The 20,948-nt window shown below is 70.7% G+C and carries 19 protein-coding genes, 1 tRNA gene and 1 pseudogene; 5 read left to right on the top strand and 16 right to left on the bottom strand.

Annotated elements, in window-relative coordinates:
* Nucleotides 1–20: 20 nt before the first annotated feature.
* The 6 genes from AC2D8W_RS19620 to AC2D8W_RS19645 form a co-directional block, all read right to left on the bottom strand.
* Nucleotides 21–794, bottom strand: coding sequence for an SDR family NAD(P)-dependent oxidoreductase (locus AC2D8W_RS19620; RefSeq protein WP_293485161.1), 774 nt, complete (start codon nucleotides 792–794; stop codon nucleotides 21–23).
* Nucleotides 791–2,050, bottom strand: coding sequence for an acyl-CoA dehydrogenase family protein (locus AC2D8W_RS19625; RefSeq protein ID WP_484672941.1), 1,260 nt, complete (start codon nucleotides 2,048–2,050; stop codon nucleotides 791–793). The genes AC2D8W_RS19620 and AC2D8W_RS19625 overlap by 4 nt, the downstream gene beginning before the upstream one ends.
* A gap of 14 nt (nucleotides 2,051–2,064) precedes the next feature.
* Nucleotides 2,065–3,186: an acyl-CoA dehydrogenase family protein gene (locus tag AC2D8W_RS19630; RefSeq protein ID WP_484672942.1), complete on the bottom strand. Its 1,122-nt coding sequence runs from the start codon at nucleotides 3,184–3,186 to the stop codon at nucleotides 2,065–2,067.
* Nucleotides 3,187–4,214: 1,028 nt separating this feature from the next.
* Nucleotides 4,215–4,985 (bottom strand): 3-keto-disaccharide hydrolase, encoded by a 771-nt coding sequence (locus AC2D8W_RS19635; RefSeq protein WP_484672943.1) that lies wholly within the window; start codon nucleotides 4,983–4,985, stop codon nucleotides 4,215–4,217.
* Nucleotides 4,985–6,526, bottom strand: a complete 1,542-nt coding sequence (locus tag AC2D8W_RS19640) for an acyl-CoA synthetase (RefSeq protein ID WP_484672944.1) — start codon at nucleotides 6,524–6,526, stop codon at nucleotides 4,985–4,987. The genes AC2D8W_RS19635 and AC2D8W_RS19640 overlap by 1 nt, the downstream gene beginning before the upstream one ends.
* Nucleotide 6,527: 1 nt before the next feature.
* On the bottom strand, nucleotides 6,528–7,271 hold the full coding sequence (locus tag AC2D8W_RS19645; protein WP_484672945.1) for an SDR family NAD(P)-dependent oxidoreductase: 744 nt from the start codon (nucleotides 7,269–7,271) through the stop codon (nucleotides 6,528–6,530).
* 115 nt (nucleotides 7,272–7,386) lie between these two features.
* Here AC2D8W_RS19645 and AC2D8W_RS19650 point away from each other — a divergent pair, with 115 nt between their 5' ends.
* Both AC2D8W_RS19650 and AC2D8W_RS19655 read left to right on the top strand, forming a co-directional pair.
* The gene (locus AC2D8W_RS19650) at nucleotides 7,387–8,619 is read left to right on the top strand and encodes an acyl-CoA dehydrogenase family protein (RefSeq protein WP_484672946.1); all 1,233 of its coding nucleotides are present in this window, start codon (nucleotides 7,387–7,389) and stop codon (nucleotides 8,617–8,619) included.
* A gap of 68 nt (nucleotides 8,620–8,687) precedes the next feature.
* Complete coding sequence (locus AC2D8W_RS19655; RefSeq protein ID WP_293481617.1) at nucleotides 8,688–9,482, top strand: SDR family NAD(P)-dependent oxidoreductase; 795 nt, start codon at nucleotides 8,688–8,690, stop codon at nucleotides 9,480–9,482.
* 567 nt (nucleotides 9,483–10,049) lie between these two features.
* On the opposite strand, the gene AC2D8W_RS19660 is transcribed toward AC2D8W_RS19655, so the two are convergent.
* Both AC2D8W_RS19660 and AC2D8W_RS19665 read right to left on the bottom strand, forming a co-directional pair.
* On the bottom strand, nucleotides 10,050–11,189 hold the full coding sequence (locus AC2D8W_RS19660; protein ID WP_484672947.1) for an acyltransferase family protein: 1,140 nt from the start codon (nucleotides 11,187–11,189) through the stop codon (nucleotides 10,050–10,052).
* 309 nt (nucleotides 11,190–11,498) lie between these two features.
* Nucleotides 11,499–11,573, bottom strand: a tRNA-Gly gene (locus AC2D8W_RS19665).
* Nucleotides 11,574–11,720: 147 nt separating this feature from the next.
* Here AC2D8W_RS19665 and AC2D8W_RS19670 point away from each other — a divergent pair.
* Nucleotides 11,721–12,314 carry an HD domain-containing protein gene (locus AC2D8W_RS19670; protein WP_484672948.1) on the top strand — a complete coding sequence of 198 codons (594 nt, stop codon included), beginning with the start codon at nucleotides 11,721–11,723 and terminating at the stop codon, nucleotides 12,312–12,314.
* Nucleotides 12,311–13,192: a hypothetical protein gene (locus AC2D8W_RS19675; protein WP_484672949.1), complete on the top strand. Its 882-nt coding sequence runs from the start codon at nucleotides 12,311–12,313 to the stop codon at nucleotides 13,190–13,192. The genes AC2D8W_RS19670 and AC2D8W_RS19675 overlap by 4 nt, the downstream gene beginning before the upstream one ends.
* Before the next feature lie 4 nt (nucleotides 13,193–13,196).
* Here the strand turns inward: AC2D8W_RS19675 and AC2D8W_RS19680 are convergent, their stop codons facing one another.
* The 5 genes from AC2D8W_RS19680 to AC2D8W_RS19700 form a co-directional block, all read right to left on the bottom strand.
* Nucleotides 13,197–14,081, bottom strand: coding sequence for a TraB/GumN family protein (locus AC2D8W_RS19680; protein WP_484672950.1), 885 nt, complete (start codon nucleotides 14,079–14,081; stop codon nucleotides 13,197–13,199).
* A 35-nt stretch (nucleotides 14,082–14,116) separates the two neighbouring features.
* On the bottom strand, nucleotides 14,117–14,314 hold the full coding sequence (locus AC2D8W_RS19685; protein WP_293481625.1) for a helix-turn-helix transcriptional regulator: 198 nt from the start codon (nucleotides 14,312–14,314) through the stop codon (nucleotides 14,117–14,119).
* Between the two features lie 88 nt (nucleotides 14,315–14,402).
* Nucleotides 14,403–14,819, bottom strand: a complete 417-nt coding sequence (locus tag AC2D8W_RS19690; RefSeq protein WP_484672951.1) for a hypothetical protein — start codon at nucleotides 14,817–14,819, stop codon at nucleotides 14,403–14,405.
* 88 nt (nucleotides 14,820–14,907) lie between these two features.
* Complete coding sequence (locus AC2D8W_RS19695) at nucleotides 14,908–15,777, bottom strand: TraB/GumN family protein (protein ID WP_484672952.1); 870 nt, start codon at nucleotides 15,775–15,777, stop codon at nucleotides 14,908–14,910.
* A gap of 43 nt (nucleotides 15,778–15,820) precedes the next feature.
* The gene (locus tag AC2D8W_RS19700) at nucleotides 15,821–16,840 is read right to left on the bottom strand and encodes a 2'-deoxycytidine 5'-triphosphate deaminase (protein WP_484672953.1); all 1,020 of its coding nucleotides are present in this window, start codon (nucleotides 16,838–16,840) and stop codon (nucleotides 15,821–15,823) included.
* A gap of 124 nt (nucleotides 16,841–16,964) precedes the next feature.
* Between AC2D8W_RS19700 and metZ the strand changes: the two genes are divergently transcribed.
* Complete coding sequence (gene metZ, locus AC2D8W_RS19705; protein ID WP_484672954.1) at nucleotides 16,965–18,146, top strand: O-succinylhomoserine sulfhydrylase; 1,182 nt, start codon at nucleotides 16,965–16,967, stop codon at nucleotides 18,144–18,146.
* A 66-nt stretch (nucleotides 18,147–18,212) separates the two neighbouring features.
* Here the strand turns inward: metZ and AC2D8W_RS19710 are convergent, their stop codons facing one another.
* The 3 genes and pseudogenes from AC2D8W_RS19710 to AC2D8W_RS19720 all read right to left on the bottom strand — a co-directional run.
* The gene (locus tag AC2D8W_RS19710) at nucleotides 18,213–19,106 is read right to left on the bottom strand and encodes an Hsp33 family molecular chaperone (protein WP_484672955.1); all 894 of its coding nucleotides are present in this window, start codon (nucleotides 19,104–19,106) and stop codon (nucleotides 18,213–18,215) included.
* Nucleotides 19,107–19,198: 92 nt separating this feature from the next.
* A complete protein-coding gene (locus AC2D8W_RS19715) occupies nucleotides 19,199–20,797 on the bottom strand; it encodes a serine hydrolase domain-containing protein (RefSeq protein ID WP_484672956.1) in 1,599 nt (532 codons plus the stop codon).
* Nucleotides 20,798–20,842: 45 nt separating this feature from the next.
* Nucleotides 20,843–20,948: pseudogene (locus tag AC2D8W_RS19720) on the bottom strand (IS5/IS1182 family transposase); the annotation flags it as partial.

A 20,948-nucleotide genomic window follows, 5' to 3' on the forward strand; every position in this document is an offset into this window, starting at 1 on the left:
GGCTGCGGGACGGCTTGACGCTATCTTCCGCCCTGGCCGTCGTCCACGCGGATCACGGTGCCGGTGACCGCCTCCGAGGCCGGTCCCACCAGGTAGAGGAGCGTGGAGTCCAGCTGCGCCGGATCGCCCAGGCGCTGGCGCGGGAAGCGCTTGGTGAGGTCGCCCACCCGGCTCATCATCCCGTCCATCATCTCCGAGGCGAAGGCCCCGGGCGCGATGGCGTTGACGTTGATGTGGTAGCGCGACCACTCCACGCCCAGCACCTCGGCCGAGCGCGCCACCGCAGCCTTGCTCACGGAATAGAGCGCCGCCCCGCCGCCGCCGTACGAGAAGGCCGCCACCGAAGCGATGTTGACGATCCGGCCGGGCTTCTCGGCCGCGATCAGCCGCCGGGCCACCTCGCAGGCCAGGATGAAGGGCGCGCGGACGTTGATGTCCAGCACCTGGTCGATCAGCTCCAGCGACATCTTGTGAGCCCGCTGGGCGTCGGGGATGCCGGCGTTGTTGATCAGGATCTGGACCGTGCCGAGCTCCTTCTCGGCGGTTTCCACCGCCGCGATCAGCTGATCGGCCTGGGTCGCGTCCATGGCGATGGGCAGGGCGACGCCGCCCGCGTCGCGGATCTCCTTCGCCAGGGCCTCCAGCTTGTCCACCCGCCGGGCCGCGATGGCGACCTTGGCGCCGCACGCCGCCAGGACCTTGGCGAACCGGTAGCCGAGGCCCGACGAGGCGCCGGTGACCAGCGCCACCTGCCCCGTGAGGTCGACCGAATTGTTGGGAAGGGGGAAGCTCATGCCTTGGTCCTGCCGCTTGTCGGGATGTCCTTGAAGGCCACGTCCTTGTCGACGCGGATGTCGCCGGGCAGGCCCAGGACCCGCTCGCCGATGATGTTGCGCAGGATCTCGTCCGATCCGCCCTCGATCCGCGTCGCCGGCGAGCGCATCAGCATGCCCTGGAAGCGGCCGTTCTGTGGACTGTCCTCGTCCCACGCGACGCCGGCCTGGCCCTGCAGGTCCAGGGCGAACATCGAGAGGTCCTGCATGTTGGCGCCGGCCACCAGCTTGCCGATGGAATTCTCCGGCCCCGGCGTCTGGCCCTTGGACAGCGCCGTGATGGCCCGCATGCCGGTGTACTTCAGCCCCGACTGGCGCACGGCGAACTGGGCCAGCTTCGAGCGCACGTTGGAGTCGTCCACCGCGGGCTTCCCGTCGATCTCGGCCTCCAGGCAGTAGCGGAACAGCTCGGGGAAGCCGTTCGACATGCCCGAGCCGATCGACAGGCGCTCGTTCATGAGCGTGGTCAGCGAGACCTCCCAGCCCTGGCCCACCGCGCCCAGCCGCTGGCTGTCGGGGATGCGCACGTCGTTGAAGAAGACCTCGTTGAAGCCCGACTGGCCGTTCGCCTGCTTGATCGGCCGCACCTCGACGCCCGGCGAGTCCATCCGCAGGAAGAACATCGTCAGGCCCTTGTGCTTGGGCACGTTCGGGTCGGTCCGCGTGATCAGCAGGCCCCACTGCGAGTGCTGGGCCCCGCTTGTCCACACCTTCGACCCGCTGATGATCCAGTCGCCCGAGCCGTCCTTGGCCGGCTCGGCCTTGGTGCGCAGGCCGGCGAGGTCCGAGCCGCCGGCCGGTTCCGAGAACAGCTGGCACCAGATTTCCTCGCCGCTCGCCAGCGGCGGCAGCAGCTTGCGCTTCCAGTCCTCGCTGGCCCACGTCATCACCGTGGGGCCGCACATGCCGTGGCCGATGATGAAGGGCCCCGAGAGCGCACCGTAGACGCCCTCCTCCTGGCCGAAGATCACCCGCTCGATCGGCGTGGCGGCGCGGCCGCCGTATTCCTTGGGCCAGTGCAGGCACGCCCAGCCGCCCTCGGCCTTCTTCTTCTGCCAGGCCTTGGAGGCGGCCATCGGATCTTCGCTCTCGATGCCGCTCGAGGCGAAGCTGGCGCGCTTCAGCTCGGCCTCCAGGTGCCTGGGTGCGTTCGCCTCGATCCAGCGGCGGGCCTCGGCGCGGAAGGCGGCTTCTTCGGGGGTGTCGTCGAAGTTCATCGTCTTTGCTCCGTTCAGGCCGCCGCTTCGGCGTTGCCGGCGCTCATGCGTTCGATCAGCAGGCTCTCCCAGGTCGAGAGCGAGCCCAGGGAGAGGGCCAGGGCGTTGGCCCGGCGATAGTAGAGGTGGCAGTCGAAGGCCCAGGTGAAACCCATGCCGCCGTGCACCTGGATGTTGTTCTTGGCGCAGTGCTGGAAGGCCGTGGTCGCCGAGACCCGCGCCGTCGCCGCCGCCACCGGCAGCTCCGCGGCCTCGGTCGAGAGCGCCCAGGCGGCGTAGTAGCAGTTCGACCGCGCGAGCGTGGCCGAGACGTACATGTCCGCTAGCATGTGCTTGATGCCCTGGAACGAGCCGATCTGCCGCCCGAACGCCATCCGGTCGAGCGCATAGTCGCGGGCCATCTCCAGCGCGCGGTCGGCGCCGCCCACCTGCTCGTAGGCCATCAGGATCGCGGCCCGGTCGATCACGCGCTCGGTCAGCCCCCAGCCGTCGCCGGCGGCGCCCAGCGGCTCGCCGGGCGCGCCGTCGAAGGTCAGCTTTGCGTAGCTGCGCGTGGGGTCGATCGTTTCGACCGCCGTGCGCGTCACGCCGGGTCCGTTCAGGTCGACGAGGACGAGCTGCAGGCCGCCCGCCGCCTTGGCCAGCACCACCGCCACGTCGGCGACGTCGCCGTCGGGCACGACGATCTTGGTCCCCGAGAGCTTGCCGTTCTGGAAGCCGGCCTTGATCGCCTCCGGCTGCACGCGGCCCGAGGCCTCGACATAGGCGAACGTCCCCACCGCCTCGCCGCTCGCCAGCTTGGGCAGCCACGCCTGCTTCTGCGCCTCGCTCCCCGCCAGCAGCAGGAACTCGGCGCAGAGGTAGATCGACGAGCTCACCGGCACGGGCGCGATCGCGCGGCCCAGCTCCTCGGCGATCAGGCAGAGTTCCAGATGGCCCAGGCCCATGCCGCCGTAGGCCTCCGGGATCGCCACCCCCAGCACGCCCAGTTCGGCCAGGCCGGCGTAGAGCGCCCGGTCGTACGGCTCGGGCCCCTCCAGGATCGCGCGCGGCGCGCTGGTGGGGCACTTCTCGTCCAGGAAGCGGCGGACCTGCGCCTGCAGCGCCTTCTGGTCGTCGGAAAAGTCGAGGTTCATGGCGAGCTCCGTCGTCTGCCCGCTACCTGCCCCCGCTCACCCGACGGCAGGAAAGACCCCTCTGCCCCTCCCGCTTCGCGAGCTTCGGAGGGACCACCCTCCCCTTGCAGGAGGGGACCAAGCTCCCGGCGCCCACCCAACCCTGTCATCCCGGTTTCCGCGAAGCGGAACACCGGGACCCATAGACTCCGCTTTTCCGGATGAAGCGCGGCGGCGCCGCCCGAGGGCCGCGCCCCACCATCGGGCGCGTATGGGTCCCGGTCTTCGCCTGCGGCGAAACCGGGATGACAGCTGTGGGGGTGTGCAGGCCGATGGACGCCGCAGGCGCTCGATTGAACCGCGGAGGACGCGGAGAAGACCGCAGAGAACGCAGAGATCTCCGCGCCCTCCGCGCCCCCTCCGCGATCTCTGCGGTCAAGTCGGGCCATGCTCCCCCCTAGGGGAGCTCGCGAAGCGAGAGGGGGTCTGGCCGCCCCAACCCCTGTCATCCCGGTTTCCGCGCAGCGGAAGACCGGGACCCATAGACCCCGTCTTTCCAGATGAGGCGCGGCGGCGCCGCCCGCGGGCCACCCCCACCTCGGCGCGTATGGGTCCCGGTCTTCGCCTGCGGCGAAACCGGGATGACAGCCGTGGGGGGTGCGCAGTCTGCTTGCCGCCGCCGGCGCGCGATTGAACCGCGGAGAACGCGGAGAAGACCGCAGAGAACGCAGAGATCTCCGCGCCCTCCGCGCCCCCTCCGCGATCTCTGCGGTCAAGTCGGGCATGCTCCCCCCTGGGGGAGCTCGCGAAGCGAGAGGGGGTCTGGCCGCCCCGACCGCTGTCATCCCGGTTTCCGCGCAGCGGAAGACCGGGACCCATAGACTCCGCGGTTCCGGATGAAGCGCGGCCGCGCCGCCCGCGGGCCGTCCCCACATCAGGCGCGTATGGGTCCCGGTCTTCGCCTGCGGCGAAACCGGGATGACAGCCGTGGGGGTGCGGGAGAACGCAGAGATCTCCGCGACCTCTGCGGTCAAGTCGGGCCTCCCGCCCTACCTCAGCTCCAGGATCTCGATCCGGCGGAACTCCACGGGCGAGCCCTCGCTCTGGAGCGCGATGTAGCCGCCGCTCACGGCCAGCGCGCCGCCGGCCGCCGCGATCAGCGGGGTCGCGGTCCGGTCGGTCGGATCGTACTGGGGCGCGTCGTAGGCGATGACGTCCTGGCCGTTGATGCGGTGGACCACGCGGCCCGACGGCGAGACCTCGGCCTCGACCTTCACCCACTCGCCGAAAGGCGCGGCCGGCGCGCTGGCGGCGTTGCAGTGCTGGGTGACCAGCTTCCCGGCCATCTCCACGTTCAGCCCCGGCGTGCAGAGGTTGCCCGTGGTCCGCGTCTGGCCCGGCACGACGCCCAGGTACTGCACCTCCAGCGAGACCGGGAACGGCTGGCCGATCGCCATGGTCGCCGGCGCCTGCGAATGGATCATCACGCCCGAATTGCCCTTGGCCCAGTCGGCCGTGTCGGCCGGCCAGGTCCCGACGAAGCGGTACTCCATGCGGAGGCGGTAGGCCCGGTAGGGCGTCTTCCAGAACAGGTGCCCGAACCGGTTCCGGAACGCGCCGCCGTACTGGTCGTAGCTGACGACGATCCTCCCGTCCTCGACCCGGAACGTGCGCAAGGGGTCCTCGCCGGCCGGCAGCCCCATGATCTTGGGCGTCCAGCCCTTCAGCGACTTGCCGTCGAAGAGCCGGGTCCAGCGCTCCGCCGCGGCCGCGGGCGCGGCGGCCGCGAGAACGATCAGTCCGGCGGCCAGGGCGCGCATCAGACGATCGTGCCCCCGGTCTTGCCCCAGTAGGCGTCGCGGATCAGGCGCTTGTAGAGCTTGCCCGTCGGGTGGCGCGGCAGCTCGGCCATGAAGTCGATGACCCGCGGCCGCTTCACCCCCGACAGGTGCTGGCGGCAGTAGGCGTCGAGCTCGGCCCGCAGGTCGTCCCCGGCGTCGGCCCAGTCCATGGGCTGGATCACCGCCACCACCTTCTCGCCCATCTCCTCGTCGGGGGCGCCCACCACGGCGGCGTCCGCCACGCGCGGATGGGTGATAAGCAGGTTCTCCACCTCCTGCGGATAGATGTTCACGCCGCCCGAGATGATCATGAAGCTCTTGCGGTCGGTGAGGTAGAGGTACCCCTCCTCGTCCAGCCAGCCCACGTCGCCCAGCGTGGTCCAGCCGTGCCTGTTGGTGCTCTCGGCCGTCTTCTCCGGCGCGTTGTGGTACTCGAACTTCGCCCCGCCCGAGAAGAAGACCATCCCCTCGGTCCGCGGCGGCAGCGGCTCGCCCTCGTCGTCGCAGATCTTCACCTCGACGGGCGGGTTCGCGCGCCCCACCGAGCCCTTGTGCGTGAGCCACTCGGCGCTGTTGATCGTGGTGCGCCCGTTGCCCTCGGTGCCTGCGTAGTACTCGTGGATGATCGGGCCCCACCAGGCGATCATCTGCTCCTTCACCGGGATCGGGCACGGCGCGGCGGCGTGGAACACGACCTTCAGGCTGTCGTGGGCGTAGCGCGCCCGCACCTCCGGCGGCAGCTTCAGCATGCGCACGAAGTGGGTCGGCACGAACTGAACGTGGGTGATGCGGTGGCGCTCGATCAGCCGCAGGCAGTCCTCGGGGTCGAACTTCTCCATCATGACCACCGTCCCGCCCAGGCGCTGGACGTTCATCGACCAGCCGAGAGGGGCAGCGTGGTACAGCGGCGCGGGCGAGAGGTAGACCGTGTCCGGGTCCATCCCGTAGAGCGTGCGGGCCCATTCGGTGAGCCCCTCGGCCGCGGTCAGCGGGCCGCCGGGCAGCGCCCGCTTCACGCCCTTGGGCCGGCCGGTGGTTCCCGAGGAGTAGAGCATCGCCACGCCGGGCGTCTCGCCCTCCACCGGCGTGGCCGGGTGCTTCGCCAGCTCGGCCTCGAACGATGCGAACGGCGCCACCGCCTCGTCGCACATGAAGAGCGCGACCCCGGGCGTCTCCTTCACCGCCTCGACCACCACGTCGGCCATGGCGCGCGACGCGACGAACGCCTTCGCGCCGGAATCCTGCACGATGTAGGCGACCTCGCCGGCGGTCAGCCGCGACGAGATCGCCGTGTAGCGCAGCCCGCACCGCTGCGCGGCCCACAGCACCTCGTAGTAGATCGGGTGGTTCTCCATCATGATCGCCACCCCGTCGCCCACCTGCAGGCCCAGCGCGCGGAACAGCTGGGCGCCCTGGTTCGAGCGCTCGTCCAGTTGGCGGTAGGTCACCGTGTGGCCGGTCCCGGCCATGATGAAGGCGGGCTTGTCGGGGCTCGTCCGGGCGTGGACGGAGGGGTGCATCCTAGTTCTGGCCTCCATCCACGCGCACCACGGCGCCGGTGACGAACGACGACTTCGGGCTCGCCAGGAAGAGCGCCGCCGTGACGATCTCCTCCGGCCGGCCCGGACGGCCCAGCGCGTTGTCGGATTTCTCGCGCGCCTCCTCGGTCCAGGCCTTCGAGATGTCGGTCAGGAACGGGCCGGCCGAGATCGAATTGACCCGCACCTTCGGACCGTACTCGTGCGCCAGCGACACCGTCATGGCGTTCAGCGCCGCCTTGGCCCCCGAGTAGGGGACCACCCGCGGCAGCGGCACCAGCGCGCCGGTCGACGAGATGTTGATGATCACCCCGCCGTCGCCGTCGGCCATCCGCTTGGCCACCTGGCTCGCCAGCCGGAACGGCCCCTTGAAGTTGAGGCTGAGCACGCTGTCGAACAGCTGCTCGGTCACCTCGTGGCTGGGCACGGCCGGGCTCATGCCGGCGTTGTTCACCAGGATGTCGATGCGGCCGAAGTCGGCGTAGGCGTCCTCGATCAACCGGTCCATCTCGGCCCACCGCCCGGCATGGACGGCGTAGGCCTTCGCCCGGCGGCCCATGGCCCGGACTTCCTCCGCCGCCGCCTCGCACGCGTCCAGCTTGCGGCTGGCGATGATCACGTCCGCGCCGTGGCTCGCGAACGCGCGCGCCATCTGCAGGCCCAGCCCCCGGCTCCCGCCGGTGATCAGCGCCACCTTGCCACTGAGGTTGAAGAGGTCGTCGGCCATGTTCCGCTCCCGTTTTCCGCCATGCTAGGCCCGAACGGGCGTACCGCTAGGTCAGGCTTTCCGGCGCGGCCCATCCCCCCTAAGTCGGGAGCCTCGGCGGCGCGCGGGGGACACCATGGATCTGAGCTGGAGCGACGCGGATCTGCGGTTCCGCGACGAGGTGCGGGCCTTCCTCGACGCCGAGCTGACGCCCGAGCTGCGCCACGTGGGCGAGACCCTCACCAGCGTCTACGCCGAGCGCGACGTCGCCATGCAGTGGCAGCGGATCCTCTACCGCAAGGGCTGGGTCGCCCCCGCCTGGCCCCGCGAGCATGGCGGCTGCGACTGGTCGGTGACCCAGCGCTACATCTTCGCGTCCGAGCTGGCGGCGGCGCACGCCCCGCCCCTGTCGCCCATGGGCCTCGGCATGTGCGGCCCGGTCCTCATCGGCCACGGCACGCCTGCGCAGAAGGCGCACTACCTGCCCCGCATGCTCCGCGGCGACGACTTCTGGTGCCAGGGCTACTCCGAGCCGGGCAGCGGCTCCGACCTGGCCTCGCTGCAGATGGCCGCCGTGGACGACGGCGACCACCTGGTCTGCACCGGCCACAAGCTGTGGACGACCCACGCCCACCGGGCCAACTGGATCTTCTGCCTCGTCCGCACCTCCCGGGAGGCGATCCCGCAGCAGGGCATCACCTTCCTGCTGATCGACATGACCAGCCCCGGCGTCGAGGTGCAGCCGATCCTGTCGCTCAGCGGCGAGCACATCCAGAACCACGTCTTCTTCACCGACGTCCGCGTGCCCAAGGCCAACGTCGTGGGCCGCATCGGCGAGGGCTGGGGCGTGGCCAAGTACCTGATGCAGTTCGAGCGCGGCGGCGGCGTCTCCACGCCCGGCCTGAAGGTCCGCGCCCGCCGCATCGCCCAGATGATCCGCCGCGAGACCGAGGGCCGTCCCGACCTCGCCGCGGAGGCCGCCGCCCTGTCCCGGCAGCTTGCCGAGGCGTCGGTGCGGATCGAGGCGTTGGAGGCGACCGAGCTCAAGCTGATGGCCCGGCTCTCGGCCGGCGACCCGCCCGGCCCGGAATCCTCGCTGCAGAAGACGGTCGGCACCGAACTTTCGCAGCGGCTGACCGAGATCGCGCTGGCCGCCGCGGGCCTCTTCGCCGCGGTCTACCAACCGCACACCGTCTCGGCGGGCGGCCCGACGCCGCACTTCACGCCGCCGAACGACGGCCTCGCCATCGGGCCCGACTACGCACGGACCGTGGCCGCCAAGTACCTCAACGACCGCGCCGGCTCGATCTACGCCGGGTCGAACGAGATCCAGCGCAACATCATCGCCAAGGGCATCCTGGGCCTCTGATCCGAGGCGCCGCAGGGTGAAGCCGGGGGCGTGCTAGACGACGGCGAAATCCAGATCGGGAGCCACCCATGAAGCTCGACTCTTCCGTCTCCGCCATCGTCACCGGCGGCGCCTCCGGCCTCGGCAAGGCCACCGTCAAGGCCCTGCGCGACCTGGGCGTGAAGGTCGCCATCTTCGACTTCAACGCCGAGACCGGCGAGGCGGCGGCCAAGGAGACGGGCGCCGTCTTCTGCCAGGTGAACGTGATGGACGAGGCCTCGGTCGACGCCGGCTTCGAGAAGGCCCGCGCCGCCAACGGCCAGGAGCGCATCCTGATCAACTGCGCGGGCGGCGGCCGCGGCGGCAAGACCGTGGGCAAGAACAAGGAGACGGGCGAGATCGTGCCGTTCAAGGTCTCCGACTTCTCGTACGTGCTCGAGCTCAACACCGTGGGCACCTTCCGCTGCATCGTGAAGAGCGCGGCCGGCATGATCGCCAACCTCGAGCCCGACGAGACCGGCGACCGCGGCGCCATCGTCAACACCGGCTCGGTGGCCGCCGAGGAGGGCCAGATCGGCCAGGTCGCCTATTCCGCGGCCAAGGCGGCGATCAAGGGCATGACGCTGGTCATCGCCCGCGACCTCTCGGGCGACGGCATCCGCGTGAACACGATCCTGCCCGGCATCATGGACACGCCCATGCTGGGCGGCCTGAAGACCCGCGCGCCGCAGGTCTACGCCGGCCTCGCCGCCTCGGTGACCTTCCCCAAGCGTCTGGGCCACGCCGAGGAGTACGCGGACCTCGCCGTCACCATGTGCCGCAACGGCTACCTCAACGGCGAAACCGTCCGCCTCGACGGCGCCATCCGCATGGCGCCGCGGTAGGCTCCACGCCGCCGCCCGACTTGCCGGTCATGGCGCAGCTTTACGGGCGCAGGGGCTGGCTCCCGGGTCTCCGCGCTCTCTCGAGCGCTCCGCCCGGGATGACGGGGGGAAGGGGGACGACGTCCGCCACCGCCGCCCCCCTGCTGGCCTCTTACCTCCCCCGCGAAGCGGCGGGAGGGGGACCGGTCGCCGACCCCGGCGGAGCCGGGGGAAGAGCGACAGGTGGAGGGGGCGAGCGGCCGGCATTGCGGAACGATCGGCCTCGCCGGGCTCAGCGGTCGAGGCTCGCCCCTCCTTTGCGCGGGCACGGAAGCGCGGCCCGCAGCCTGGCAGCGATCTCTGCGCACCAGGCCAATCCCGACCGCGACAACGCACCGCGCTGGGCGAAGCAAACGGCGCGATCGGGTGGCCCAAGAGGCCAGGCCATTCAGGACGCGTGGGCGCCGGGCAGCTCAGGTTCATCCTTGAAGATGACAAGGAGGCTGGAGCGGAGCGGCGGATCAGAGGGGCCGGAGCGTGCGCCGTCGCCGAGGTGATCATGGCCGCGGGCCCTGGGCTCCGGTCACGTCAGGTCCCGCTACGTACCGCACCCGCTTGATTTCGCCTTCGCTGGAGCCAGGCCCGGCCTGCCGCGATGCCGGGCTTCTCGATGCCTATATGCAGCACCAGGGCCCCGAACAGGCACGCAGGCACAGTAATCGACATCGCCGCGATAAATCGGTGGAGGGGGGTCTCGAAGGCGCCTACGGCCCATGCCGCACTGGGGATCAGGATCAACAGGTGCAGCAGGTAGACCGAATAGCTGGACTCGCCCGCAAGGTGGCCCAGCCTTGAGCCCAGAGCGCCGGCCAATCGCCGCCAAAGTGTGGCAAACGGCAAACCGCGCTGGTCCACGAGGAGGCCCAGCCCCAGGACCATGGCTGCTCGCAAGATGATTTCCAGTCGCGCCGATCTCAGGACTGGTGCGGCCGACACCAGGATCGCGATGGTCAAATAGAACCAGCGCTGTGCGCCGCTCTTCGTCATGGCTATGGCGAGCAGCATGCCCGACAAGAACAGATTGAGCTTCATAGGCAGAAATGCAGGCTGTTCGAAGCTTTCATAGACCCCCGGAGCGGACCACCCCAGGAGGACGCAGCCGCCGGTGACGGCAACGGCCATGCCGATGAAGCCGATCTTCCGACCGGCCAGCATCAAGAATGGAAAGGTGGCGTAGAACGCCATCTCGAGTCCGATGCTCCAGTCGGGGAGCGCGGTGCGGAAATGATATTCTGGCAGCTGGCCGAACACGAAGGACACATGCGCCAGGATGTTGGCGATGCTCGTATCAGTGTAACGGCTCTCCGCCTGAGACTGCCCTGGTATTGCAGCTCCGATCACCTCGCGCGCGTCGAAGAGCAGTGGACCGAATAACAGCGCCGCGGCCAGAAGCACGTAGTAGAGGGGCGCGATGCGGAAGAACCGCTTCGTCCAGAACTCCAGCCAAGTGGATGTCGCGCTCCAAGGCGCGGCATGTTCCCGCCTCTGATAGTGGTAGGCCATCAGGAAACCGGACAGGATGATGAAGAGGTCGACGGCGAGCTTCGCATTGGAGACGATCGGAACCCGGAAGCCCGTCAGCAGCATCGCGTGTCCGGTCAGGACCCAGAAGGCTGCAATTCCACGCAGCCCATCAAGGCTGCCGATCCGATCCTCGACCGGCTTCATACGCCACGCCCCCGCCCGATGTTCCTCTCTCCTAGAACCTTGCCGCACTTTCGGTTGTCAATTGATCACTCCTGCCTGCAGCCAGATTCGTCCAAGACGAGACGTTCTACGTCCCGCTCGCCGAGATATGCGGCCACGCGATCGAGAGTAAGGCTTCGACAGCCCTCGCCTGAAAGCTGCAAATCAGGGGCTAGCTGGCGTCACAAGCCTCTCTCTTCCAGCACGATAGGAGGCTTCGCAGCATCGAAGGAACGATCCTTCGCCAATCGGCATCGGCTCGCTGCGAATTCGACAAGGTCGCTGAGTTTTTGGAGCGGGTGAGGGGAATCGAACCCCTGACATTCAGCTTGGGAAGCTGACGTTCTACCTCTGAACTACACCCGCTCAGGCCGGGAGCTTCCCGGCGAGGGCGCATCGTTTAGCGTCTCTTCGTCGGCGCGTCGAGACGGCGTGGTGGGGCGGTCGGGCCGGCCTCCGCGTTGACCCCCGGACCGCTCGCGCCCACCATGCCGCCCAATCAGGGAGGTTCCGATGGCCGACGGCGAAGTCCTGCTCGAGCGGGCGAAGTTCAACAGCATGGTGGAAGGCACGGCCGAGGACTGGGCGGCCATCGGCCGCGCGGCGGCCAGGCATCGCGGCGAGCACGTCGACCGCATCGTGGCCCACCTGAAGCTGCTGGAGGGCGACCACGGCGGCTTCGCGGTCGACCGGCTGGAGCACTCGCTGCAGACCGCCACCCGCGCCCATCGCGCCGGCAAGGACGAGGAGTATGTCGTCTGCGCCCTGCTGCATGACATCGGCGACATCCTGCTGCCAGCCAGCCACGCCGAGCTGGGCGCCGCGATCCTCGAGCCCTACGTCTCGGAAGAGAACCACTGGATCCTGAAGCACCACGGCGTCTTCCAGGGCTACTACTTCTTTCATCACATCGGTCTGGACCGCGACATGCGCGAGCAGTTCCGGGGCCACCCGGCGTTCGAGGCCTGCGCCCAGTTCTGCCACCTGTACGACCAGAACTCGTTCGAGCCGGGCTACGACTCGATGCCGCTGGACGCCTTCGTCCCGATGATGCGCCGGGTGATGGATACCCCGCGGCGGTCGATCTACAAGCGTCCGGCGGAGTGAACGCGCGACCCTCCGCCGCGCTCGCCCTCGCCGCCGCATGCGCGGCGCTCGCGGTCGGCCCGGCGGCGGCGCAACCCGGACCGCAGGACCGCGCCCGCGAGGCCGCGGCCATGCTCACGGCGGCCGGCTACGCGATCCGCGGAAACCAGATCCTCAACGGCTGCGGGCGCCCCGCCCGGCCCGTCCCGACCGCGGTCGACCTGAACGGGGACGGCAGGAGCGAGGCCATCGTCACCGACGTCGACCCCGCCTGCTATGGCCCGGCCGGCGCGGGCGCCTCCGTGATCTGGCGCGATCCGGCGGGCCGCTGGCGCAGGATCGGCGGAGCCGCCGGCCGCATCCGGGTGCTGTCCACCGTCACCGGAGGCTGGCGCGACTACACGCTCGACGCGCCGGGCGCCCAGCCGGTCTGGGCCTGGGCCGGAGAGGCCTATCTGCTGAAGCCCGCCTCCGCGTCCGGGCCGCCGCCCGCGACCGCGACCGCGGACCGCGCCGCGGCCTTCCGGGCGGCGGGGTTCACGGCCAGGGCCGGGCGCTACCCCGCCTGCGACCCGCGCCAGGAGGCGACGATCGAGATCCGCGACCTCAACGGCGACGGCCGGCCCGACGCCGTGGTGACCGACGAGGGGACGAACTGCTTCGGCATGACCGGAACGGGCTATGTGATCGTGACCAAGGAGGCGTCCGGGGCCTGGCGGCGGCTGTTCTCGAACGCCGGCATACCGAAGTTCCTGCCGACCCGCGGCGCCGGCGGCTGGCCCGATATCGAGAACGGGGGCCCCGGCTTCTGCCACCCGATCCTGCGCTGGACCGGGAGCGACTATGCGATCGTCCGCTGGAAGGCCGAGGAAGCGGGCGCCTGCGCGGGCCGGCGCTGACGGCCTACTTGCGCTCGGCGCGCACCCCCAGTTTCGCGAGCTGCGCCTGGACGCTGTCGGGGCCCACGGTGTGGCCCGCGCCCACCGCGACGAAGCTGACGCCCGAGCCCTTCAGCGTCTCGACGATGGTGCGGGCCCAGTCGGCATTCCGGCGCACCACGATGACGTCATAGAGCTCGGGATAGTCCCGCTTCAGTTCGGTGACGAACAGCGTCTCCAGGCCGGCCGTGTCGCCGGCGGCCCAGGCCGAGACCATGGCGTCGAGCTGCGCCGCCGCGGAGTCCAGGTCGTCGAGCGTCGATACCAGGAACTGCGCCTGGGCGGCCGGCGACATCCCGGCGAGATAGCGGATCTGCTGCTCGGGCGTCTCGAGGCCCCTCACCTCCCAGCCGCCGGCCTTGGCCATACGCAAGAGGCTCATCTCGACGCCGCTCTGAGGGTCGTAGCCGGCCTTCACGGCCGGCGCGAGGCTCAGCGTCAGGGCGGCGAGCCAGGGCTGCAGCGGCTCCAGGGCCTGTGGCGGCAGGCCCATCGCCTGGGCCGCCGCGGCCAGCCGCGGCCGGTCCTTCTCGGGCAGCTTCGACGAGAGCGGCTGGGCCGGATCCAGGCCGTACCTGCGCACCAGCGGCTGCATCACCGCCGCGTCGTCGAGCCCCGCGGCCTCGATGACCAGCGAGCTGGACGAGGCCAGCGCCGCCTCGACCTTGCCCTCATGCCACGCCGTTCCCGGGCGCAGCACGTGGACGGTTCCCATCAGGTAGATGGTGGAGTCCTCGTCCTTGATCACCCAGAGCGCCGGCTCGGCGGCGGCCGGCGTGGCGGCGAGAAGGCCGCAGGCGACGACGGGAGCCAGGGCGCGGCGCGCCAGGCGGGAAAGCGTACGGATCATGGTGTCCCTTGTAGATCGGCAGGGTTCGGCGCGCGTTAAGCGGCCTCGTCCTGGAAGATGTCTTCGATGGCGAGCCCGAAGAGGCGGGCGATCTTGAAGGCCAGCGGCAGGCTCGGGTCGTACTTGCCCGTCTCGAGCGCGTTCACGCTCTGCCTGGAGACCCCGAGCCGCTCGGCCAGGTCGCCCTGGCTCCAGTCGCGTTCGGCGCGCAGCACCTTGAGGCGGTTCTTCATGGCGTGATCCACGATGCGAGAGTCCCCACGAAGTAGGCGGCGACGAGACTGCCGTAGACGACGGCGGCGGCGCCGGAGATCAGCGGGCTCACCGGCGCCTCCACCACCAGAACGCCCAGGCGACCAGGAAGCCGATGAGCTGCGCAGCCATCACGGCGGTGGCGCCGGCCAGCATCAGCTTCTCGGCGCTCGCGCCGGGCCGCGCCAGTTGCAGGGCCAGATCCGGATAGAAGGCGATGGCCAGCACGCCGAAGCCCAGGCCGGCCGAGCCGCCCCAGAACCAGGCCCACTTCTGGGCCTCCTGCGCCGCCTCGTCGAGGCTGCGCCAGTAGTTGAGCACGAACCACAGCGCGGGGATGGCGGCGGCGAGTCCGATGCCCAGCCGCACGCTGGCCGGCGGGTCGAAGCCGCTCAGCCGCATCGCCGTGACCACCCCGAGCAGCAGGCCCGTGGCGGCGAGCAGGGCCAGCAGGGCGCGGCCGGGCGACGATCTGAACCAACTCACGTGAAGCCTCCTTGTCTGTTTGACAAGGAAACATGACATGACAGGACTGTCAAGCGACCTAGACAGAATGTCGGGCTGACTTGCCTTTCTACTGCACCCTTACGACCTGGCGCCCGGGCGCGCGGAGCAGGGACGGCAGGCCTTCGGGACCGATCAGGTGCAGTGCGCCGACATTGACGAGCATGACGCCCGAGGTGGCGGCCATCTCCTCCGCGAGGCGGTCCGCCCAGGCCCGGTTGCGCCGCAGGACCAGCGCCTCGTAGAGCGCGTGATTCTCGGCCTCCAGGCCCGCGTTCAGGCGCGCCACGTCGCCGGCCATCCACGCGCGTTCGAGCGAGTCGGCGCCCAGGCGCAGAGGCAGCCGCGGGCGCGACCGCTCGCGCACCACGCCGGCGAGGTAGCGCACCTCGGCCGCCGGCGGCAGGCTGGCGTACATCCGCGCCTGGTCCTCCAGGGTCTCGAACGCCATCAGCCGCTTCCCGGCCTGGCGGGCGGCCCGCGTGGCCGTCATATCGGCGCCGGCCTCAACCGTGGACCCGCGGCCCAGGACCGGGCGCACCGAGAGCATCAGCGCCGCCGCCCAGGGCCTCAGGTGGTCGATCCGCGCAAGGTCGGCCTGGCGCGACAGCACGGCCAGGTCGGACGGGGCGAGCTTGCGCGACAGCGGCGTGTTGGGGTCGAGCCCGTACCGCTGCACGAGCAGCCGGATCGTCTCGGGGTCGCCCGACGTCATGTCGGCCTCGAACCAGACGGTCCCGGCCCTCGCCATCACCCGATCGTAGAGCGGCGTCCGCCACGCAAGCCCCGGCGGCAGGGCGTGCAGGGTGCCGAAGAGGTACACCTCGGAATCGCCGTCGGTGACGCGCCACATGGCCGGCGCCGCGGCAGCGCCGCCGGCGATGGACGCCGCCGCGAGGACAGCGCCCGCCAGCGCCGCAAGCCTTCGCCTCCAACCCACGATGCCGCCCCCGACCCCGCCGCGCCCTCACGGCGCGAAGGCACTATGCGCCCCAGATCCGGAAATGCTTCGACAATTTCAGGCCCTGCCGCTGGTAGTGCGACCCTAGGTCGCCGTAGAGCCGCGTCGGACGCTCGGTCAGCGGTTCGTAGACGAGGCGCGCGACGGTCTGGCCGTCCTCGAGGATGAAAGGCGTCTCGTGGCTCCGGACCTCGAGCACGCCCTTGGACCCCTTCCCGTGCTGCTCGTCGGTGCCGAAGCCCGGGTCGAAGAAGCCGGCGTAGTGGACGCGGAACTCGCCGACGGACGGGTCGATGGGCGTCATCTCGGCCGCCTCCATCACCGGGATCTCCACCGCCTGCTTCGAGGCCAGGATGTAGAACTCGCCGGGATCGAGCAGCAGCTTGCCGTCGCGCGGGACCAGCGGCTCCCAGAAGTCGCGCGGGTCATGCCCCTCGATGTTGTCGAGATCGACCACCGGCGCATGGCGACGGCCGCGATAGCCGGCGATCTCGCCGGTCAGGTCGACCCCGACGCTTTCCGTGCGGAGCCGCTCGGGCACGCCGGACTTCAGGCGCAGCTGGTTCAGCCGCGTGCCGGTGCGCACCAGCACCGAGAAGGTCTGCGGCGCGATCTCCATGTAGAGCGGGCCCTCGTAGCCCTCGTCCACGTCGTCGAAGGCGTGGCCGTGATCGGTGATGACGCGCACGAAGACGTCCACGCGGCCCGTGGAGCTCTTCGGGTTGGCCCGCGCCGAGATCCCCTTCGGCAGCTTCAGCGCTTCCTGCAGTTCGGCGATGTAGACGCAGCCGCGTTCCAGGACCGCGCCGGGTCCCAGGTCGAGCGCGTGCATCGCCACTTCCTCGAGCCGCTCGCGCACCGTGCCGTGCCGCGGCAGGAACGAGGCGCGCACCCGCCAGGCCTTGCCGCCGAGGCGGAGGTCGAGGCTGGCGGGCTGCACCTGGTCCGGCTCCCACGCGGTGGCGGAGCTGATCGCGCGGGCGGCGATCAGGGCTTCGATGGACTGGCAGGGCAGGATGCCCGGAACGCTGAAGTCGCTCATGGGCGGCGAAGCCTTAGCGGAGAACGCAGGTGTTGCAAGGCTTCTGGAGCCGCTTGCAGGAAAGCGGGCCTTGACCCGCACGGAAGGCTGCCGTTCAAGCGCAGCCTCACCGATGGAGGCCGGCATGGCGGAAGACCCGCGCGACTGGGAGATCGAAACCCGAGCGGTGCGCGGCGGCCTCATGCGCACCGAGCACGGGGAAATCTCGGAAGCGCTCTTCCTGAACCAGTCCTTCGCCTACGAGAGCGCGGCGGCCGCCGACGCGCGGTTCGCGGGGGGGCCCGGCTTCATCTACCAGCGCTTCGGCAACCCCACGACGCAGATGTTCGAGGACCGGCTGGCGCTGCTCGAAGGCGCCGAGGCCTGCAAGGCCTGCGCGTCCGGCATGGCCGCCGTCCAGCTGTCGCTGATGGGCCTGGTCCGCGCGGGCGACCACATCGTGGCGGGCCGGGCGCTGTTCGGCTCGTGCCGCTGGATCCTCTCGGAATGGATGCCCCGCTTCGGCGTCGAGACCACCTACGTGGACGCCACCGACCTCGAGGCGTGGAAGAATGCGGTGCGGCCCAACACCCGCGCCTTCCTGGTCGAGAGCCCGGCGAACCCGCTGCTGGAGGTCACCGCCATCGGCGCGGTGGCCGACATCGCGCACGCCGCGGGCGCGAGGCTGGTGGTGGACAACGTCTTCGCCACGCCGATCTTCCAGAAGCCGCTCGCGCTCGGCGCCGACATCGTCGTCTATTCGGCCACCAAGCACATCGACGGCCAGGGCCGGGTCCTGGGCGGCGCGATCCTGGGGGCCGCGGACGTGCTCACCGAAGCCTACAAGGACATGCACCGGCACACGGGCCCGGCGCTGTCGCCCTTCAATTCCTGGGTGCTGCTCAAGGGCCTCGAGACGCTGGAGCTCCGCGTTCGCCGCCAGACCGAGAACGCGGGAAGGGTCGCCGACGCCATCGCCGCGCACGGCAAGGTCCTGAAGACCATCTACCCCGGCCGGCCCGACCACCCGCAGGCCGCCATCATCGCCAACCAGATGACCGGCGGCGGCAACGTGGTCGCCTTCGACCTGGGGAGTCGCGAGGCCGCGTGGCGCTTCCTCGACGCACTGCAGATCGTCGACATCTCGAACAACCTCGGCGACGCCAAGTCGATGGCCACGCATCCGTCGACCACCACGCACCGGTCGATGCCCGAGGCCGAACGGATCGCCATCGGGCTCACCGAAGGCTGGGTGCGGATGAGCGTGGGCCTCGAGGGTCCGAACGACCTGATCCGGGACGTGAGCCGGGCGCTGGACGGGGCCTAGAGCGCGTTCCGAAAAGTGGGAACGGGTTCCCGGATCCAGACGCGCTCAAGCTTTGAACGGGAGGCTCTAGGCCGCCTGCAGCGCGTCCGGCTCCACGGCGTAGACGCGGCTGCAGTACTCGCAGGTGACGCGAATCTTCCCGTCCGCCTCGACCATCTCGCCCCGCTCGGCGGCGCCGAAGCTCTTCAGCACCGTCTCGATGCGCTCCTGGCTGCAGCGGCAGAAGGCGCGCAGGGGCCGGGAGCCGAAGACGCGGACGCCATCCTCGTGGAACAGCCGGAACAGCAGGGTGTCGGAGGAGAGGCCGGTGTCGAGGAGCTCATCCTCGCCGATGGTCTCGAAGAACGCCTGCGTGCGGTTCCAGGCCTCCACGGTGTCGCCCCGCGCCTCGTCGGCGGCGATGTGCTGGATGAGGAAGCCGCCGGCCCGCCACGACTCGTCGCCGCGGCCGACCGCGAGGCGCACCCGCGTGGGCGTCTGCTCGGACTGGGCGAAGTACTGCTCGGCGCACAGGGCCAGGGTCTCGCCCTCGATGGCCGTGACGCCCTGGTAGCGATCCATGTCCGGGCCCTGGTCGACGGTCATCATGAAGAAGCCCTCGCCCAGCAGGGTGCGGGCGCCGGCGCCGGAGAAGCCGTGGCTCGCCTGTTCGACCGCGTCGGCGTCGAACCGGCAGTAGCCGCGCAGACCGCCCGAGGTGTCGTAGTCGGCCACCACGTAGCGCACGGGCCCGTCGCCACGCGCCTCGACGATCAGCCGCCCGTCGAACTTGAGGTTGGAGCCCACGAGCGCGGCCAGCGCGCACGCCTCGCCCAGGAGGTTGGCCACGGGCGCGGGGTAGTCGTGACCGGTCAGGATCTCGTCGATCGCAGGGCCCAGCCGGGCGACGCGCCCGCGGACGGGCTCCCCCTCAATCTGGAACGCGCCGACGAGGTCGTCGGGAATGGAAGTCTCGGACATCGCGCCAATATAGGCCGCCGGGCCGGCGATGCGAGCGCGGCGCGGCGCCGCTGCAGAACCGGTAAGACCGTGGGGAGAAACCGCGCGACGGCCTACCGCGCCGGAATCCGCCGGAAGTCGAGGGCGTACACGCGACCGCCCGTGAAGCGCAGGGCCGTGACCCGCCCGCGGGCGTCTCGGACCACCCGCACCAGGTTTCCGCCGCCCTGGAAGGCGTCGGCGTGGAGCGGCTGCAGGCGATACGCCGCGCTGGGGCGATCCGCGGGCGACAGCACCAGGGCGCCCTGATCGACGCTGGCGACCAGCACCGCGCCGGCCTCGGGGCTGGAATAGGCGCCGGCCAGGGCCTGCAGGTCCGCCTCGGCGGGCTTGGCTTCCGGCTTGCGGACGTAGTCGGTGGTCTCGCCGTCCGCGCCGATCCGCCGCGCGGTCGCGCCCGAAAAGACGATGTCGGCGCCCCCGGCCCTGAACCGCCCCGGCTCGGCCGCCGGCTGCAGGACGCCGCTGCCGCGCAGCCGCAGTTCGCCCTTGTCGGCGGCGATGCGCAGCACATGACCCGTACGCTCGTCCACATAGAGGCCGGGAACGCCGGCGAGCTCGGCCTCGGACGGCGTCCGCCCGGCCGGCGCGGGCGCGCCTGCGCCGGGCGCCAGCGCTTCCGCGAGGCGGCGGCCGATCAGCGCCGGATTGATGTCGCCGCGGTTGCACAGCAGCGCCACCGACAGCCTGGCGGACGGAACCCTCGCCAGCCACGCCCGGTACGAGGCGGTGGCCCCGCTGTGGGACAGCTCGTCCCGGCCATCGGCGGTGAGCGCCATCAGGCCCCGCGCGTAGGCGATCTTCCGCCCGCCGGTAAGGACCGCCCGCTCGGCCATCCGGTCGGCCACGCCGGGACCGAGGCGGCCCTCGCTGAGCGCGCGGTTCCAGATCAGGAGGTCGCCCACCGTCGTCAGCAGCGCGCCGTGGCCGTAGGTGTTCTCGAACGGCATGTCCTGCAGCCAGGCGCCGCCGGGCCCCGGTTCGTAGGCGAGGGCCCGGCCGGACACGATGCGGCGGAAGTTGTCGCGCCAGCTGGTGTGGGTCATGCCCAGCGGCTCGAACAGCCGGTCCTTCGTGAACTCGGCCAGCGTCTGGCCGCTCACCCGCTGCACGATCAGGCCGGCCAGGTTGTAGCCTGTGTTGGTGTAGGAATAGGCCTCGCCGGGCGTGTAGTTCAGGCTCTTCTGCCGCGACGCGATCAGCAGGACCTCCTGCGCCGTGTAGATGCGGCTGGTCCGCGGCCAGCCGGCCAGGGCGGCCACCTCGCCCCAGTCGCGCAGGCCGCTCGTGTGGCTGAGCAGCATGTCGATGGTGATCGGCCGCCCGTAGTCCGGCATCTCGGGCAGGTGCTTGCGGATGTCGTCGGCGAGCGACAGCTTGGCGTCGGCCGCCAGCAGCAGGATCGCCGCAGCCGTGAACTGTTTCGAGACCGATCCGGCCTCGAACACGGTGTCCGGGCTGATCGGGACTCCGTGCTCGAGGTCGGCCGAGCCGAACCCGCGCAGGATCGGCGGCTCGCCGGCCCGCTCGACGCCGACGGCGCAGCCGGGCTCCTGGGGCTTCAGACGCGAGAAGACGGCGTCGACCGGCGAGGTCTGCGCCTGCGCGCCCGTCGCCGCCGCCAGGATCCCGGCCAGCACCACCCACCGCATCGACGCCTCCCCCGCTTCGGGGCCCAGCCTAGGTTCCGGACTCAATCAGGTCCACCAGGTGACGACGGCGGCGAGGTAGACGGTCGCGGCGAAGACGGCTGCGAGTTTGTCGTAGCGGGTAGCGATGCGCCGCCAGTCCTTCAGGCGGCAG

Source organism: Phenylobacterium sp. T106, from assembly GCF_057219735.1.

Bases quoted from the DNA above. Each gene is read 5' to 3' on its own strand.
- AC2D8W_RS19650 (WP_484672946.1), top strand. From the start codon at position 7,387: ATGGATCTGAGCTGGAGCGACGCGGATCTGCGGTTCCGCGACGAGGTG.
- metZ (WP_484672954.1), top strand. From the start codon at position 16,965: ATGGCGGAAGACCCGCGCGACTGGGAGATCGAAACCCGAGCGGTGCGC.
- AC2D8W_RS19635 (WP_484672943.1), bottom strand. From the start codon at position 4,985: ATGCGCGCCCTGGCCGCCGGACTGATCGTTCTCGCGGCCGCCGCGCCC.
- AC2D8W_RS19630 (WP_484672942.1), bottom strand. From the start codon at position 3,186: ATGAACCTCGACTTTTCCGACGACCAGAAGGCGCTGCAGGCGCAGGTC.
- AC2D8W_RS19700 (WP_484672953.1), bottom strand. From the start codon at position 16,840: ATGAGCGACTTCAGCGTTCCGGGCATCCTGCCCTGCCAGTCCATCGAA.
- AC2D8W_RS19710 (WP_484672955.1), bottom strand. From the start codon at position 19,106: ATGTCCGAGACTTCCATTCCCGACGACCTCGTCGGCGCGTTCCAGATT.
- AC2D8W_RS19625 (WP_484672941.1), bottom strand. From the start codon at position 2,050: ATGAACTTCGACGACACCCCCGAAGAAGCCGCCTTCCGCGCCGAGGCC.
- AC2D8W_RS19715 (WP_484672956.1), bottom strand. From the start codon at position 20,797: ATGCGGTGGGTGGTGCTGGCCGGGATCCTGGCGGCGGCGACGGGCGCG.
- AC2D8W_RS19670 (WP_484672948.1), top strand. From the start codon at position 11,721: ATGGCCGACGGCGAAGTCCTGCTCGAGCGGGCGAAGTTCAACAGCATG.
- AC2D8W_RS19620 (WP_293485161.1), bottom strand. From the start codon at position 794: ATGAGCTTCCCCCTTCCCAACAATTCGGTCGACCTCACGGGGCAGGTG.
- AC2D8W_RS19680 (WP_484672950.1), bottom strand. From the start codon at position 14,081: ATGATCCGTACGCTTTCCCGCCTGGCGCGCCGCGCCCTGGCTCCCGTC.
- AC2D8W_RS19660 (WP_484672947.1), bottom strand. From the start codon at position 11,189: ATGAAGCCGGTCGAGGATCGGATCGGCAGCCTTGATGGGCTGCGTGGA.
- AC2D8W_RS19685 (WP_293481625.1), bottom strand. From the start codon at position 14,314: ATGAAGAACCGCCTCAAGGTGCTGCGCGCCGAACGCGACTGGAGCCAG.
- AC2D8W_RS19655 (WP_293481617.1), top strand. From the start codon at position 8,688: ATGAAGCTCGACTCTTCCGTCTCCGCCATCGTCACCGGCGGCGCCTCC.
- AC2D8W_RS19640 (WP_484672944.1), bottom strand. From the start codon at position 6,526: ATGCACCCCTCCGTCCACGCCCGGACGAGCCCCGACAAGCCCGCCTTC.
- AC2D8W_RS19645 (WP_484672945.1), bottom strand. From the start codon at position 7,271: ATGGCCGACGACCTCTTCAACCTCAGTGGCAAGGTGGCGCTGATCACC.